The organism is Pelagibacterium sp. H642 (assembly GCF_031202855.1).
Lineage (GTDB): Bacteria > Pseudomonadota > Alphaproteobacteria > Rhizobiales > Devosiaceae > Pelagibacterium.
On sequence record NZ_CP101829.1, the window covers coordinates 3516603 to 3531330 of the forward strand.

Consider the following 14728-nt stretch of genomic DNA (forward strand, 5'->3'; position numbering starts at 1 on the left):
TCCTTTATTACCGCTAGCGCCAGCGCCGCCGCTTGGCGGGCGCCGACGCGCCAGCGGGTCAGTGTCGCGGGGCTGCTGCCCTGGGCGACAGTGTCATCCGATTATTTGTTGTCGTTGACCGGCTCGGACTTGGTCCGCACGTCGGCGACCATGGTACGCACGACCTTGATCTTCACCCCTTGGGCGATCTCGACTTCGAGATCTTCGTTCTCGACCGCCTTGGTCACTTTTCCGACCACACCGCCATTGGTGACGATGGTATCACCGCGCTTCACCGCTGCAAGCATCGCCTGGTGGGCCTTCATCCGCTTTTGCTGCGGACGGAAAATAAGGAACCAGAAAATGGCGATAAGCAGGATGATCGGAATGAAACTGGAAATAAAATCCATCCCGGTCGGCGCAGCGGCGCCCTGGGCGAAGGCGGGGGTAACGAACATTAAGACACTCCGTAGCGGTCTGCTTGTCAAAGCAGGACTGATGGTCCCATATAGGGACGCTTGCGGTTTTGGGGAGGCACAGCCTTCCAAAAAATCGCGCGGACTATACTAGCGGGCCCGGCGAAAGGCAAAGCCTATCGGGCCCTTTCAGGGGCTATTCTCCAGTGGAAAATCAAGACCAGCTTTCAGCCATCTCGGCTACGCTCGAACGCATTGCGCACGCTCTCGATGCTCTCGCGGGAACCACCCAGGCAACGGCGGCGATCGAGGACGGCATAGATGCCTATCTTTGGGACGGCGCCGAGCAAACGCTAATTCCTGTCCCACACGTCAATCGCGTACCGCTTGATCTGCTCGAAGGCGTCGCCCATCTGCGCGACATTCTCCTGGACAACACCCTGGCGTTCGCTCGCGGTCACGGCGCTAACAACGCGCTGCTGTGGGGTGCGCGCGGCATGGGCAAGAGCTCGATGGTCAAGGCCATCCATGCCCACATCACCGCGCTGGAGGAAACCGGTCTCTCCCGTCTTATCCTTATCGAGATCGCTCGCGAGGATATCGCCACCCTCCCTGCCCTGCTCCGCTTCCTCGTGGGCCGGCCGGAACGCTTCATCATCTATTGCGACGATCTGAGCTTCGACAGGGATGAGTCGAGCTACAAGGCTTTGAAGTCCGTCCTCGACGGTGGCCTTGAAGGTCGTCCCCCCAATACGGTCTTTTACGCCACGTCCAACCGCCGGCACCTGATGCCTCGGGACATGATCGACAATGAGCGCTCGACGGCGATCAATCCCGGTGAAGCCGTCGAGGAAAAAGTATCGCTCTCGGACCGCTTCGGCCTGTGGCTTGGCTTCCACAATTGCGACCAGGACACCTATCTCGCCATGGTCCGCAATTACGTCGCCCATTACGGCATTCCGGTCGATGAGTCGGAAATGCGGGCGAAAGCCATTGAGTGGTCTGCCACACGCGGCTCTCGTTCGGGACGCGTCGCCATCCAGTTCGTCCGGCACCTTGCCGGCGAAAAAGGCAAGGCCATCTCCTGAAATAGCGAAGGGGCCGGCCCTTTCGGACCGGCCCCAACAAGGAGCATTGCCTCCAGTATTCCTAGCCGGCCAGCAACGGCATCGGATCGACCGGTGTCGCGCCCTTGCGCAGCTCGAAATGGAGCTGAGGACGGCTGACCGAGCCGGTCATGCCGACGGTGCCGATGGCATCGCCGCGCGAAACCGCATCGCCCTTGACGACACCGATCGTATTGAGATGCGCATAGGCCGAAACATAGCCATTCGAGTGCTTGATCAGCACCAGATTGCCATATCCCTCGACGGCATTGCCAACGTAGATGACTTCGCCGTTTTCAGCCGCGCGAACCGAGCTGCCTTCTGGTGCTTCGATGTTGATGCCGGTGCCGCGCGAGGCGGCGAAATCGGTGATGACTCGGCCCGAGATCGGCCAGCGGAACTTGTCGCTGGTGGTCGAGGGCGTGGGGCTTGCCGTGGGCTGCTGGGCGGGCGCGGCAGCAACCTGCGTCGGCTGCGCTGATGGGGTCGCCGCGGGCGTCTGCGGCTGGCTGGCAGGTGCCGTGGCGGTCGTTGATGGTGTGCTGGTTGTCGCTGGCTGGGTAGCCGGCGTTCCGGACGGAGTGGTCAGCGTCTGCGTGCCCGATGCGGCGGCCACCTGCTGCGTCTGACCGCGCTGCGCCAGAAGATCTGGGCGTCCCGGTATCACCAGGCGCTGCCCTACGGTGATCCGGTCGGGCGAAGAGATGTTATTGGCAGCAATGATATCGGTGGCGCTCACATCATAGCGGCGAGCGATCGTATAGAGTGACTCACCCGATGCGATCGTGTGCGTATAGGTATCGCCCTGAACCATCCCGAGCTGCGGCGACGATGTTTGCGTAGGCAGCGCGGGAGAGGAAGGCGCGGAGGCGGCGGCGGTTTGTGCAGGCATGGCTTGGGTACTCGTTACTGAAGATGGCTGCAATGCGGGAAGATCCTGGGATACAACGCCCGACTGCGTGCCCATGGGCATTGCAGTCGTCCGATCGATCAGAGCGGGTTGATTGGCCGCGGTTGTCATCGCACCCCCGCCGATATTGGCAGGCGGCAGGTAAGCCGGCATCGGCTGGTTGATAGCCGCGCCGCCCATGCGGGTCGTCGCTCCGGTAACCGTCGGATCGCCCCCGAAGGATCCCATGGAGGAACAGCCTGCCAGCACCAGGGCGGCGGCACTCATCGCAAGTGCGGAGCCAGCGCTACGCAGATTGGAACCAGTTACGCTCATGGTCATGGGAAATGCCCGTCAACTCATCTACTCGATGAAATTAGAGTAGTCTTGTTAAGGTAAAGACGAGCTTAAAGCGGCAAGCGCTTTAACTATAATGTACGCGAGCGCCCGGGACTCAACGGCGCAAGCCGCACGCTTCCCACCTCGGTCTCGACGAAATCGTCGTCGACTCGCTCGATGCGCAGTATCGCCTGCCGATCCGCGGGTGCCCCAACGGCCATCACGGCGATTCCGCCATCTCCCAATTGCTCCACCAGGTCCTCGGGCACGTCGCTGACCGAGCCGGTCAGCAGTATTCTGTCGAATGGCGCCTGCTGCTCGAGCCCCAGCAGCCCATCCTCGTGAAGTCCCACGATGTTGGTCATGCCCTCTGCATGCCAGCGGGCTTGCGCCAGGCTGGCCAGCGTGCGGTACTTTTCGATTGAAAACACGCGCCTCGCCATCCGCGCCAGAAGCGCCGCCGAATAACCTGATCCGGTACCAACCTCGAGCACCTTGTTGGTGCCCTGCGGCGCCAATTGCAAAAGCAGTTGCGCCAGGATTCCGGGTGCGGTTATCGACTGCCCGCATTCGATGGGGAGCGAGGATTCGCGGTAAGCGTATTCGCGATAATCTTCCGGCACGAATCGCTCATGCGGAACCGTTTCGAAGGCACGCAGCAGGTCCGGATCAGTCACCCCCACCTGCCGCAGGTTGAGAATCAGGCCCGCCCGCGCTTCCCATAGGTCGGTCACGCCAGCGTCCTCGTCTCTCATGTGCGTCCTGGGCCCTCGAACGGGAGTCTCCCGTCGAAGCGCCTGACGAAATCCATGTCGGTCTGCTGCAGCATCAGCGGCGTCACGGTGATCGCGTTGTCCTCGTGCAGGATATGGAAGTCGGAGCCCGCGTCCAGCGGTTTAGGCGTCTGCAGGATCGTGACGAAGTGCTTGCCCGGGTTATCGCTCGGATAAAGCTCGAACGGCGAATGCGCGAATCGCTGATGCGGCACCACCCGGATGCCACTCACCTCGCTCGGCGCACAGATCGGGAAATTGACGTTGAAATAGGTATCGCGCGCATCGAACACGTCGAGAATGGCCTTTACCGCCTGCGCTCCCAATTCCGCCGCACACCCCCAATCGATCTCATCGCGCCCATGGTCATAGTCCATCGCCTGGCTCAACGCGATCCCGACAGCCCCATGCAAGGCCCCTTCCCTGGCCCCGGCCGCCGTGCCCGAGCAATGCATGATGTCCCCGAGATTTTGCCCCCGATTGACGCCGGACAAGACAACATCTGGTCGACGGTCCTTGAGGACATGCGTTACGCCTGCCACCACACAATCGGCGGGCGTGCCATCGAGCGCAAAAATCCGCTCGCCACGCTCCTCGAGTTCGATCTCGTAGCCGAAGGTAAACCGGTGTCCGGTCCCGCTCTGATTGTTTGACGGAGCCACCACCCAGACGTCGTCCGAGAGCGTGCGTGCGATATCGATCAACACCGCTAAACCCGGCGCATCAACACCATCATCATTGGTTAAAAGGATGCGTGGATTAACCTTCATCCGCCAATCTTTTCAATGCCACCCATATAGGGCTTGAGCGCCGCCGGAATCGTTACCGATCCGTCCTCGTTCTGGTAATTTTCCATCACCGCGATCAGCGCGCGGCCGACCGCAACGCCCGATCCATTCAGCGTATGCACGAATTGCGGCTTGCCGTTCGCATCCCGATACCGCGCATCCATGCGCCGAGCCTGGAAGTCGCCGCACACCGACACCGAAGAGATCTCACGATAGGTATTCTGCCCCGGCAACCAAGCCTCAATGTCATAGGTCCGCTGCGCGCCAAATCCCATATCTCCGGTGCATAGCTGCATGACTCGATAGTGTATATCCAAGCGCTTCAGGACCTCTTCGGCACAAGCGAGCATCCGCTCATGTTCTTCCGCCGACCTATCCGGCGTCGTCACTGACACCATCTCGACCTTGTTGAACTGGTGCTGACGCAGCATGCCGCGCGTATCCCGCCCAGCCGAGCCGGCCTCCGAGCGGAAGCACGGGGTTAACGCCGTAAACCGCAACGGCAATTCTTCCTCGGACAGAATGGATTCACGTACCAGATTGGTCAGAGGCACCTCAGCCGTGGGAATAAGGGCCAGCCGTCCATCCCCATGCCCGGCAAAGAAGAAGTCACCGTCGAACTTAGGCAACTGCCCCGTTCCGTACATGGCTTCATCTCGCACCAGATAGGGCGGCACCACTTCGGTATAGCCATGTTCATTCACATGCAGGTCGAGCATGAACTGCCCGATGGCGCGCTCCAGCCGCGCGATCTGCCCCTTGAGCACGACGAACCGGCTTCCTGACAACCTGGCCGCGGTTTCGAAATCCATGCCGCCCACGGCTTCGCCGAGTTCGTAGTGCTCTTTGGGCGGAAAGCCGAGGTTGGGTTTGGCCGGCCTCGTGGCTTCCGATTCGTTGGCGCGGAAATAAGGAACATTGTCATTTTCATCCTCTCCCACCGGCACGCCTTCAGCGGGCAGATTCGGAAGCACCGACAGCGCAGTCCGAATATTCTCGGTCAACGCTTTCTCTCGCGTATCGAGTTCCCCGAGCTTGTCCTTGAGCCCGGCAACTTCCGCCATCAACTCGGCCGCGCGGGCCTCATCTTTTTGCGCCTTGGCCTGTCCGATCTGCTTGGAGGCGGCATTGCGTTTTTCCTGAACGGCATTGAGTTCAGCCACCACCGAGCGCCGCTGTTCGTCCAAAAGGATAAGAGATGCCGACAGCGGCTCCATGCCGCGCGACTTGAGCGCAGCGTCGAAGGCTTCGGGATTGGCGCTGATCCATTTGATGTCGAGCATGTCGGCTGGTCCGCTGGAAAAAATTGAGCGGCCTAGTGCCTAGCCGAGCCGGCTCGGAAACTCAAGGTAGGCTCAGGTTTCCAGTTCCCGCGCCAGCTCCGCCTCACGTGCCAGCCGACGCTTCTCCATGAACCGGACTGAAAGCACCGACAGTTCATAAAGTGCCAGCAACGGCAGCGCCAATCCGATTTGGGAAATCGGATCGGGTGGCGTCAGAAAGCCCGCGATCACGACGATCGCAACGATCGCGTATTTGCGCCACCGCCTGAGGTGGTCGACTCCGATCAGACCGACCTGCGCCAGCAGCGTCAGAATGACCGGAAGCTGAAAGCAAACGCCGAATGCCAGGAGCAGGGTCATCACCAGACTGAGATATTCCGAGACCCGCGTCATCATTTCAATGGTGACGCCATTGGGATCGGTCTGCTGCATGCCCAAGAAAAAGCCGAGCGCCAAGGGCATGATGCCGTAGTAGACGACTGCCCCCCCAAGCACGAAAAAGATCGGCGTGGCGATAAGGTAAGGCAGGAAGGCCATGCGCTCGTTCTTGTAGAGCCCTGGCGCCACGAAGGCGTAGACCTGAGATGCGATGACCGGGAACGCCAGAAAGATCGCCGAAAAAAGCGCGACAGAGAGTTTTGTGAAAAAGAACTCTTGGGGCGCGGTATAGATGAGGTGCACAGCTTCCGGACCACCAGCGGCTGCGATGAACGGGCCGAGCAGAAACTGGTAAATGTGGTCGGCAACGAAAAAGCACGCGATAAACAGCACCGCCAGTGCGATGACCGAATAGATCAGCCGCGTCCGCAATTCCGCCAAATGCTCGATGAGTGGCGCTTCGCTGCCCTTGAGTTCATCGTCCGGCGATTGATCTGCGATCTTTTTCTGCGCTTCGGCCATCGATCAGCCCTCGCCCCCCACATCCTCGGCGCTCTCGGCGCGGCTCGCAGCCTTCTTTTTCGCTGGAGTTTTCTTCGCCGGAGATTTTTTGGTGGTCGATTTGGACGGAGCCTTTACCACCGCTGTTTCGCCCTCACCGGTGGAAGCTTTGGCCGTCTTAGCGCGCGATGACTTGGCCGTCGGTTTTGCAGCCTTGCTCGTCGTAGAAGTTGCGGGATTCCGCAGCGCAGCCTTGATCTTGGGTTTGGCGGCAGTCGGTTGCGCGGCCTCAGCGGTGGTCGTCACTGCATTTGCCGGCTTGGCAACGGTTTCGCCCACCTTTGCGCGCAGAGCCGCAGCAGCCGGCGAGGTCTGAGCCGGCGGCACTGGCGGCATACCCGCTTGCGAGCGGATCTCATCCACAACGCTTTCCTTGCCTGGCTCGGCGGGAGCAAGCTTGCCGCTTGGCTCCACCTTACCGTTTCTCAAGGCGTTGAACTCGCGGGTGATATCCTGGCTTGTCTGCTGAAGTGGGTCCGAAATCGCCTTTTTGGCTTCGCGTATCTCATCGGCGGCGATGGCTTTGTCGATCTCGCGCCGAAACTCGTTGCTCATACGCCGGACGGTTCCCATCATCCGGCCGATATTGCGCATCATCACTGGCAGGTCTTTCGGTCCCACCACGATGAGGATCACGATGCCGATAACCAGCATCTCGCTCCAGCCAAGGCCAAGCATCAGGATCTATCCTTTTTGGGAACCAATGCCGAACCGGTACGATCAGGCGTCCTTGCGCTCGACGTCTTTGGTCTGGTTCAGCGTGGGCTCAGCCTGGCCGGGCTTCTGGTCGATAGTGGCGACAGGCTTGTCGTCGGGCGTGTCTTCTTCAGCCATGCCCTTACGAAACGCTTTGATGCCGCCGGCGACTTCGCCCATCAGGCCGGAAATCTTGCCGCGCCCGAACAGCAGCAGCACTACGACCGCGATAATCAGAAGTCCCCAAGGTCCCGGATTCATGTGTACCTCCTAGATGTCGACGCGGATCATGCACCGGCCGACCGGTTTCTCCGGCTCACAGATATTGATTATTGCTGGCGAAAACAAGGACTGACCGACCGCGGGCTCCGCGTTATTGCGGATGCCCGGTAAAATGCGCGTGTCCCTTCACTCCTCGGATCCACGCTCGGTCTCGCCGGGATCATCCGGATCGAGCGGATCCTCATCCTCGCGCAACGCACCGTCAAACGGCATTGGCACCTGAAAGCTCGACGGCACGCGGCTCGAAAGCAGCCCTGCCCCCTTGAGTTCATCAAGCCCCGGCAGGTCTCCGAGTGTCTCCAGTCCGAAATGATCGAGAAAACCTTCTGTGGTCCCGTAGGTCACCGGCCGCCCAGGGGTGCGCCGACGTCCCCGCATCCGAACCCATCCCGCTTCCATGAGCACATCGAGCGTGCCTTTGGAGATGGAAACCCCGCGCACCTCTTCGATTTCGGCGCGCGTCACCGGCTGATGATAGGCAATGATCGACAACGTCTCGAGCGCCGCCCGTGACAACGGACGGGTATCTGTTTCCTCCCGCCGGAGCAAAAAATTAAGGTCTTCGGCGGTGCGAAACGCCCATTTCGATCCGCGCTGCACGAGATTGACCCCGCGTCTCGCATACTGAGCCTGCAATTCGTCGATCAGTGCATCGACGTCAGCGGCATCGGACAGAAACGGCTTTACTGCTTTCAGATCGACCGGCTCGTCCGAAGCAAACAACAGGGCCTCAAGGATGCGCAGATTGCGTTCCTTGATCACAGAATCGTCTTCTGCATTCATTGCGGCAGGCTCCCCTGTCGCCGGCGCACCAGCAAAGGTGCAAAAGCCTGCTGTTGTCGCAACTCCACCTGCCCCAGCCGCACAAGTTCGAGCGAAGCGACAAAACTCGACGCCATCGCCGTCACCCTTTCTTCCGGCCGTGCCAGATACTCGGCTAGATAGGTCTCGAGCGAAACCCACTCATAGCTCTGCCCGATCAGCCGCTCGAGGATTTCGCGCGCGTCCTGCAGCGCCCACACCGTCCGGTGATAGGGCGAGTACTCAGCCGGTATGCCCCGCTCCCGCTGAGCCGAATAGGCGCGCAGCAATTGGTAAAGATCGGCTTCCCACAGCGCATGGCGAGTAATTGAGACAGGCTCGGGCATACCGCGCGTAAAAACGTCCCGACCCAGTCTGGGGCGGTTGAGCAACCGTCCCGCCGCGTCCCGCATGGCTTCCAGCCGGGCGAGCCTGAATTGCAGAAGCGCCGCCATTTCTTCGCCGCTCGGCTCTTCGTCGTCGCTTTGCTGCGGCACCATTAGCCGGCTTTTAAGATACGCAAGCCAAGCGGCCATCACCAAATAATCGGCAGCGATCTCGATCCGTTGCTGTCGGATGGATTCGATGAAGGCCAGATACTGCTCCGCCAGCGCCAGCACCGAAATTCCTGAGAGATCGACCTTCTGCTTCCGAGCAAGATCCAGCAGAAGGTCGAGCGGGCCTTCGTATCCGCCAACATCCACGTGCAACACGGCCGCTTCCGCCCTCTGGGGCGTTTCGTCAAACCATGGATTTGAAGCTTCAGCCATAACCTGCTGCTGGAAAATCAAAAGAGGGAAGCAGCATTGCCACTCCCCTCGAACTCGTCAAGTTGCCAAGCCGTGTGTCGGCTAGTTGTCCATTACAAAGCAGTCTCCGCCCTGCGCCAGTATCGCGCCGCAAACCGAATTGGCCTCGGCGAGCGTGGGCTGGGGCAGTCGGACACGGTAATAAATGCCGCGTTCGCCCAGATCGACACGGCTCACCTCCGGTGTCGCACCATTAAAGAGCGCCCCGTAACGGGCCTGCAGCGTCGGAATGCCGCCGCGCGCGTCTTCTTCGGTGCGCTGGGAGGACAACTGCACCCACGCCCCTACGTTGGCAGGAGCGGAAGTTGCCGGTGCTGGCGCGGCGGGGGTTTGTGCCTGCGTCGGAGCCAGGGCCACAGTGCTCTCCGCGGGGGCTGGAGCAGCCGGCGCGGCACTGGCTGCCGTATTGGTCGGCGCCGTAAGTCCAGCCGGCCGCGGAATTGGGCGTGGTGCCGTGGCATCGCCTTCCACCACAGTCGCTTCATCGGTCGCAGCGTCGCCCAGGTCTGTGGTCGCTCCCTGTGCCGTCGCACCCGTCGCGGCATCGCCCAACGCTGAGGCCGGCGCATTGAGCGCGGCCACCTGTTCGGCACCCGTTGCTTCGGCGGTCTCTCCACCCGCCATGGCTTCCGCGATCGCCTCCCCGATCGGGTCGGCTGTCAGCGTACTGTTGGGCACAGCAGGTACATCGGGGCGTTCGACCGGCAGGACATTGGAACCGGCCACGCTATCATCCGCCTGAACGATGGTCCCATCCGGACGGACAGTCACCGTACGCACCGGGCGGTTGGCGAGTTCGGTTTCGCCTTCCTCGGGGGCAAGAACCTGCGCGACTTCCGCGCCGCTCGCGCCACCGGTCTGGTCTCGCGACACCAGCGCCTCTTCCTCGGGTGCAGCTGTGTTGCCCTCGATTTCGTTGAAAACGACGGAGTCGTTCGCAGCCGTTTGATCCGGCGCCGGCTCGACATCTTCCTTCAGCGGTTGGGCATCAGCGGTCAGCACCGGCGCTTCGCCTGGCTCCGGCGGCCCGGAGAAGAACGTGAAGTACATCCCACCAATCAGCGCAACGACGGCTACGCCTGCGGCGATGGGAAGAACGAAGCCGTTGATCCGCCGCCGCGGTCGCTCGGTATCGTATGCAACTTCTTCTTCGTCGTATTCGTAGTCTTCTTGCCGAGTTTCCGGCGCCGCATCATCCCTGGAGGCGGCAAACAGCGGATCGGGTATGCGCTCGGCAGCAGGCGTGAACTCACCGTCGCCGGCCATCGGCTCGGAGTGGAATTCGTCCCGAGCAGCTTCCTGCGGCGTCGGCCACGTTTCCGGCTCCACAGCCGGTTCGTGGCGCCGCACTGTCGCCCCCGTCGCGGCAGCGGCAGCCAGGATGGCGGATTCGGCTGTGTTCACAGCCTCGTCGGTTGGCGTATCGTCAAGAAAGCTCGAGCGGACGCGTCGCCCGGAAAACCCAGCATCACCCGAATTGACGCGAGCAGCCTCACCGATCAGGGCCTCGATTTCGCTCAACGGATCCCGGTCTTGCGTGTACGAAACCGAAGGCTGGGCGACCGCGGAAACCGTAAAATCATCATGGCGCTGCGACGCGACTTCTTCATCCTGAGGCTGCAGCTCTTGGCTGGTATCTTCGGGCCAAGAGGAATCTTCTTGCGAGAAATCGCGATCGTAAGCCTCCACTTCCGCATCAGCGATCAATTCGGCGATCGGGTCATCCTGTGAGGTCGAGGCACCTTGTTGTGGCGCGGTGTCAAACCCGAAATCGAAGCCGGCAAGCTCATCATCGGCCTGCTGCGACTCCTCTCGGGTTCCCCATTCAGGCTCTGCCTGCGGCTCGCCCCGGTCCGGGACGCCAAAGCTCTGCTCCGCCTGATCGAAGTCGCTCTGCACCGGCTCGGCAGGCTCCGGTTCGGGTGCAAACTGTGGTTCTTCGCGCCGATAGGCATCGCTGCGGGTCGAGGTGTTGCGTGCATCCTGCGCCACCAGCCGCGCCAGTTCCGCGATCAGATCGTCGGAATCCTGCGCGGCGGCCGACTGGTTGTGCTTGGTATTGTCCATAGAGCAGCGCCCCAAAAGTATTCGGCTTTAACTTGCCCTTCCCTTGAGCAGTGCGCAGAACTATCCACAGCAATGCGCCGTAATTATGAAAGCTCTTGCGGTGCGCTAACGCCCAGAAGTTCAAGCCCATTGCTGAGCACCCGGCGCACACCATCCACAAGCGCGAGTCGAGCCAGCGTCAGTGTCGCGTCTTCGTCGTTAACAAAGCGTAAGCTCGGATCTTCCTTGCCCTTGCCCCAGAAGGCATGGAATTGAGCGGCCAGTTCATGCAAGTAAAACGCAAGTCGATGCGGCTCGTGCGCCCGAGCAGCCGCAGCCACTTGGCGCGGCCAGGAACCAAGCATGCGGATGATCTCAATCTCCTCTGCCGTCGCAAGCCGCTTGAGATCGGCCCTCCGTAATGCTTCCTGCGAAATATCGAGCTCCGGCAGATCGCGTTCCGCATTGCGGAAAACCGAGTAGGTCCGGGCGTGGGCATACTGCACATAGAACACCGGATTATCCTTGGTCTGCTCCTTAACCAGCGCAAAGTCGAAGTCGAGCGGCGCGTCGTTGCGACGGAACAGCAGCATAAACCGGGTAGCATCGACGCCAACTTCATCGACAACATCAGCAAGCGTCACCAAATCCCCGGAACGTTTGCTCATTTTGACAGGTTCGCCATTGCGCAGCAGCTTGACGAGCTGACAGAATCTCACGTCGGCCGTGGCCTTGCCACCTGAAACAGCCTTCACCGCAGCCTGGATGCGCGTCGCGTAACCCGCATGATCGGCGCCAAGAACGTCGATCAGAGTCGTGAACCCGCGCATCACCTTGTTGCGGTGATAAGCGATATCGGCGGCGAAATAGGTGTAGCTTCCGTCCGACTTGATCAGCGGCCGGTCCACATCGTCGCCGAATGCCGTGGCACGGAACAGCGTCTGCTCACGATCTTCCCAATCTTCAGGCGTCTTGCCCTTCGGCGGCTCGAGCCGGCCTTCATAGACCAGCCCCTGCTCACGCAACCAGTCCAGGGTGAGGTCGATGTCGCCACCCTGCCCGTGAAGGGTTTTTTCGGAAAAGAACACATCGTGCTCGATATTGAGTTTCTTGAGGTCCGCCTTGATCAGCTCCATCATGGCGGCAAGAACGTGCTGCTTGACCGGAGGCATCCATATGTCTTCCGGCTTGTCCAACAGGCTGTTTCCGAATTCGGTCACGAGCGACCGCCCCACCGGCACGAGATAATCCCCCGGATAGAACCCCGACGGAATTTCTATCGTCTCACCAAGCGCCTCGCGGTAGCGAAGGTAGGCAGACCGCGCCAGGGTGTCGACCTGCGACCCCGCATCGTTGATGTAGTATTCCCGCGTCACCTCATAGCCGGCATAAGCCAGCAGCGAAGCCAACGCATCGCCGAACACCGCACCGCGCGTATGCCCCACATGCATCGGCCCGGTCGGGTTGGCCGACACGTATTCGACATTGACCTTTTCGCCCTTGCCAACATCGGCGCGGCCGAAATCGGCGCCCAACTCCGCGACCGAAGCCAGCACCTTGTACCACACATCGGGCTGCAGCCGGAAATTGATGAACCCCGGTCCAGCGACGTCCACCGACGCTACATCAGCATCCCGAGAAAAATACCCGGCCAGCGCAGTTGCGATTTCGCGCGGGTTCTTGCCCAGGGGCTTGGCGACCACCATGGCTGCATTGGTGGAGAGGTCGCCATGGGCTGCATCGCGCGGCGGCTCCACAACCACGCGCGACAAAAGCTCGGCATTGTCTGCCAGCTCGGGAAAGCTCGCTTTCAGCGCATCGGCGACGCGCCCTTCAAAAAGGGCAAACACATCCATGGGAGGAACCTGCGGTCTAACTGGAAATCAGGGCGTGGCGTTAACGGAAATCGGGGCGCTCGTCAAACAAGCGGGAATATTCGTCGAGCGCAAAAGGGTCGGTCATGCCGGCAACGAAGTCGCTAACCACCCTCGCCTGCTTCGCTTGGTCGGCAGCGCTCCGAAACGCGGCGCCCCAGCGTCCCGGCATATCGCCCTCGGCCATATATGCATCGAACAGACGCTCGACAACGGCTTCACTCTCGCGCACCGGCACCATCACGCGTTCGTCGCGATAAACCTTGGCAAAAAGGAAACGCTTGAGTTCAGCCTCTCCCGCCGCCATTTCGGCAGGGAACCCGATCAGCATTCGGCCGGCCTGGCGCACATCGTCGGCACTCTTGAGGTCTGTCTCGGCGATCCTTTCGGCGCCTTCCACAATAACGCTTTCGATGGTTCGCGTGATTAACCGCCGTTGCACCTCGTGCATCTGTCGCTTGCGATCGAGCAGCGGCCAAAGATCCAACACCTCGCGCGCAATCGTCCCTACCAGCGGCACATCCACCAGATCTTCGATCGTCAGCAGACCCGCCCGAGCGGCATCGTCGATGTCATGGGCATTATAGGCGATGTCGTCGGCAATCGCCGCGACCTGCGCCTCTAGGGTGGCATAAGTTTCCGGCATTAAGCCACAGCTTGCCGGAATCTCGGCTAGCGCCGCTCCAATATCCTGCCCATGCTTGGAGGCTCCGCCCACCACTGGTCCGTTATGCTTCAGTATGCCTTCGAGCGTCTCCCATGTCAGGTTCAGCCCGTCATGATCGGCATATCGGTTCTCGATCAAGGTCACGACACGCAGCGCCTGCACATTGTGATCGAACCCGCCCCAGGGCGCCATCTTCTGGGCCAGCACCCGTTCCCCTGCATGACCGAATGGTGTGTGCCCCAGATCATGGGCAAGCGCTACGGCCTCGGCCAGATCCTCGTTGAGGCGCAGCGCTCGTGCGATCGAGCGTGCAATTTGGCTCACCTCGAGCGTATGGGTCAGCCGCGTGCGAAAGTGCTGCCCCTCATGGTGCAGAAACACCTGCGTCTTATGCTGCAGCCGCCGAAAAGCCGTGGAATGGATGATCCGGTCGCGATCACGCTGAAACTCGTTGCGTGTCGGGCTTGCGCTGGGACGATAAACCCGCCCCCGCGTCTGCGCCGGATCGGCGGCGTAGGGAGCCTGCATATCACTCATGCGGGAGAACCTCTTTTCATCGTCGCCTTACGATATTAAGTTGAACCACAATCCATCGCAGACCGTTTGAGCGTTATGACTGATACCCAACTAGCACCAAACCAAGTCGTTTTGACAGAGCGGGCCGCCAAGCGCATCAACCGCATCGTGGCCAAGGAAGAACCGGGCACGGTGCTGCGCATCTCTGTTGCCGGTGGCGGCTGCTCCGGCTTCCAATACGAATATAATCTCGTCAAGGAAGAGCCGACCGAAGACGATCTGGTCCTCACGCGTGATGGGGCCACCGTCTACATTGATTCGATGAGCCTTGAGTTTATGGGCGGAGCCGAAATCGACTTCGTGGACGATCTGATCGGCCAATCCTTCCAGATCAAGAATCCCAATGCCATTGCGTCCTGCGGCTGCGGCACCAGTTTCGCTGTTTGACGCGGAGAGTACTGTAGTTTTCGGGTTGCCCCGTCGGATCGGCCATGCCTTCTTCGTCCTGGTGGAGCTGGTAAATGC

General features: G+C 60.8%; 15 protein-coding genes. 2 read left to right on the forward strand and 13 right to left on the reverse strand.

Annotated features, from left to right (window positions below; all coding sequences use genetic code 11):
* Window positions 1-101: 101 nt before the first annotated feature.
* Window positions 102-437 carry a preprotein translocase subunit YajC gene (gene yajC, locus NO934_RS17560; protein ID WP_309161293.1) on the reverse strand — a complete coding sequence of 112 codons (336 nt, stop codon included), beginning with the start codon at window positions 435-437 and terminating at the stop codon, window positions 102-104.
* A gap of 164 nt (window positions 438-601) precedes the next feature.
* Here yajC and NO934_RS17565 point away from each other — a divergent pair, with 164 nt between their 5' ends.
* Window positions 602-1483, forward strand: a complete 882-nt coding sequence (locus tag NO934_RS17565) for an ATP-binding protein (RefSeq protein WP_309161295.1) — start codon at window positions 602-604, stop codon at window positions 1481-1483.
* Between the two features lie 61 nt (window positions 1484-1544).
* Here NO934_RS17565 and NO934_RS17570 read toward each other — a convergent pair whose 3' ends face one another.
* From NO934_RS17570 to NO934_RS17625, 12 genes are all read right to left on the reverse strand, one after another.
* Window positions 1545-2732, reverse strand: a complete 1188-nt coding sequence (locus NO934_RS17570; RefSeq protein ID WP_309161296.1) for a M23 family metallopeptidase — start codon at window positions 2730-2732, stop codon at window positions 1545-1547.
* 86 nt (window positions 2733-2818) lie between these two features.
* Window positions 2819-3463: a protein-L-isoaspartate(D-aspartate) O-methyltransferase gene (locus NO934_RS17575; RefSeq protein WP_309161297.1), complete on the reverse strand. Its 645-nt coding sequence runs from the start codon at window positions 3461-3463 to the stop codon at window positions 2819-2821.
* Window positions 3464-3480: 17 nt separating this feature from the next.
* Window positions 3481-4272, reverse strand: coding sequence for a 5'/3'-nucleotidase SurE (gene surE, locus NO934_RS17580; protein WP_309161299.1), 792 nt, complete (start codon window positions 4270-4272; stop codon window positions 3481-3483).
* On the reverse strand, window positions 4269-5573 hold the full coding sequence (gene serS / locus NO934_RS17585; RefSeq protein WP_309161300.1) for a serine--tRNA ligase: 1305 nt from the start codon (window positions 5571-5573) through the stop codon (window positions 4269-4271). The genes surE and serS overlap by 4 nt, the downstream gene beginning before the upstream one ends.
* A gap of 72 nt (window positions 5574-5645) precedes the next feature.
* Entirely contained in the window at window positions 5646-6473 is an 828-nt protein-coding gene (tatC, locus tag NO934_RS17590; RefSeq protein ID WP_309161301.1) for a twin-arginine translocase subunit TatC, read from the reverse strand.
* A gap of 3 nt (window positions 6474-6476) precedes the next feature.
* Window positions 6477-7190 (reverse strand): Sec-independent protein translocase protein TatB, encoded by a 714-nt coding sequence (tatB, locus tag NO934_RS17595; protein WP_309161302.1) that lies wholly within the window; start codon window positions 7188-7190, stop codon window positions 6477-6479.
* 42 nt (window positions 7191-7232) lie between these two features.
* Window positions 7233-7469, reverse strand: a complete 237-nt coding sequence (gene tatA / locus NO934_RS17600) for a twin-arginine translocase TatA/TatE family subunit (protein WP_309161303.1) — start codon at window positions 7467-7469, stop codon at window positions 7233-7235.
* 147 nt (window positions 7470-7616) lie between these two features.
* On the reverse strand, window positions 7617-8273 hold the full coding sequence (gene scpB / locus NO934_RS17605; RefSeq protein WP_309161304.1) for an SMC-Scp complex subunit ScpB: 657 nt from the start codon (window positions 8271-8273) through the stop codon (window positions 7617-7619).
* A complete protein-coding gene (locus NO934_RS17610) occupies window positions 8270-9061 on the reverse strand; it encodes a ScpA family protein (RefSeq protein WP_309161305.1) in 792 nt (263 codons plus the stop codon). The genes scpB and NO934_RS17610 overlap by 4 nt, the downstream gene beginning before the upstream one ends.
* A gap of 81 nt (window positions 9062-9142) precedes the next feature.
* Window positions 9143-11167, reverse strand: coding sequence for a hypothetical protein (locus tag NO934_RS17615; RefSeq protein WP_309161306.1), 2025 nt, complete (start codon window positions 11165-11167; stop codon window positions 9143-9145).
* An 83-nt stretch (window positions 11168-11250) separates the two neighbouring features.
* Window positions 11251-13002 carry an arginine--tRNA ligase gene (argS, locus tag NO934_RS17620; RefSeq protein WP_309161307.1) on the reverse strand — a complete coding sequence of 584 codons (1752 nt, stop codon included), beginning with the start codon at window positions 13000-13002 and terminating at the stop codon, window positions 11251-11253.
* A gap of 40 nt (window positions 13003-13042) precedes the next feature.
* Complete coding sequence (locus NO934_RS17625; protein ID WP_309161309.1) at window positions 13043-14224, reverse strand: deoxyguanosinetriphosphate triphosphohydrolase; 1182 nt, start codon at window positions 14222-14224, stop codon at window positions 13043-13045.
* Between the two features lie 75 nt (window positions 14225-14299).
* On the opposite strand from NO934_RS17625, the gene NO934_RS17630 reads away from it, so the two are divergent.
* The gene (locus tag NO934_RS17630) at window positions 14300-14650 is read left to right on the forward strand and encodes an iron-sulfur cluster assembly accessory protein (protein ID WP_309161310.1); all 351 of its coding nucleotides are present in this window, start codon (window positions 14300-14302) and stop codon (window positions 14648-14650) included.
* The last annotated feature ends 78 nt before the right edge of the window (window positions 14651-14728 follow it).

Coding starts and splice junctions, on each gene's coding strand:
- yajC (WP_309161293.1), bottom strand. CDS start 437: ATGTTCGTTACCCCCGCCTTCGCCCAGGGCGCCGCTGCGCCGACCGGG.
- NO934_RS17570 (WP_309161296.1), bottom strand. CDS start 2,732: ATGACCATGAGCGTAACTGGTTCCAATCTGCGTAGCGCTGGCTCCGCA.
- surE (WP_309161299.1), bottom strand. CDS start 4,272: ATGAAGGTTAATCCACGCATCCTTTTAACCAATGATGATGGTGTTGAT.
- serS (WP_309161300.1), bottom strand. CDS start 5,573: ATGCTCGACATCAAATGGATCAGCGCCAATCCCGAAGCCTTCGACGCT.
- tatC (WP_309161301.1), bottom strand. CDS start 6,473: ATGGCCGAAGCGCAGAAAAAGATCGCAGATCAATCGCCGGACGATGAA.
- tatB (WP_309161302.1), bottom strand. CDS start 7,190: ATGCTTGGCCTTGGCTGGAGCGAGATGCTGGTTATCGGCATCGTGATC.
- tatA (WP_309161303.1), bottom strand. CDS start 7,469: ATGAATCCGGGACCTTGGGGACTTCTGATTATCGCGGTCGTAGTGCTG.
- scpB (WP_309161304.1), bottom strand. CDS start 8,273: ATGAATGCAGAAGACGATTCTGTGATCAAGGAACGCAATCTGCGCATC.
- NO934_RS17610 (WP_309161305.1), bottom strand. CDS start 9,061: ATGGCTGAAGCTTCAAATCCATGGTTTGACGAAACGCCCCAGAGGGCG.
- NO934_RS17615 (WP_309161306.1), bottom strand. CDS start 11,167: ATGGACAATACCAAGCACAACCAGTCGGCCGCCGCGCAGGATTCCGAC.
- argS (WP_309161307.1), bottom strand. CDS start 13,002: ATGGATGTGTTTGCCCTTTTTGAAGGGCGCGTCGCCGATGCGCTGAAA.
- NO934_RS17625 (WP_309161309.1), bottom strand. CDS start 14,224: ATGAGTGATATGCAGGCTCCCTACGCCGCCGATCCGGCGCAGACGCGG.
- NO934_RS17630 (WP_309161310.1), top strand. CDS start 14,300: ATGACTGATACCCAACTAGCACCAAACCAAGTCGTTTTGACAGAGCGG.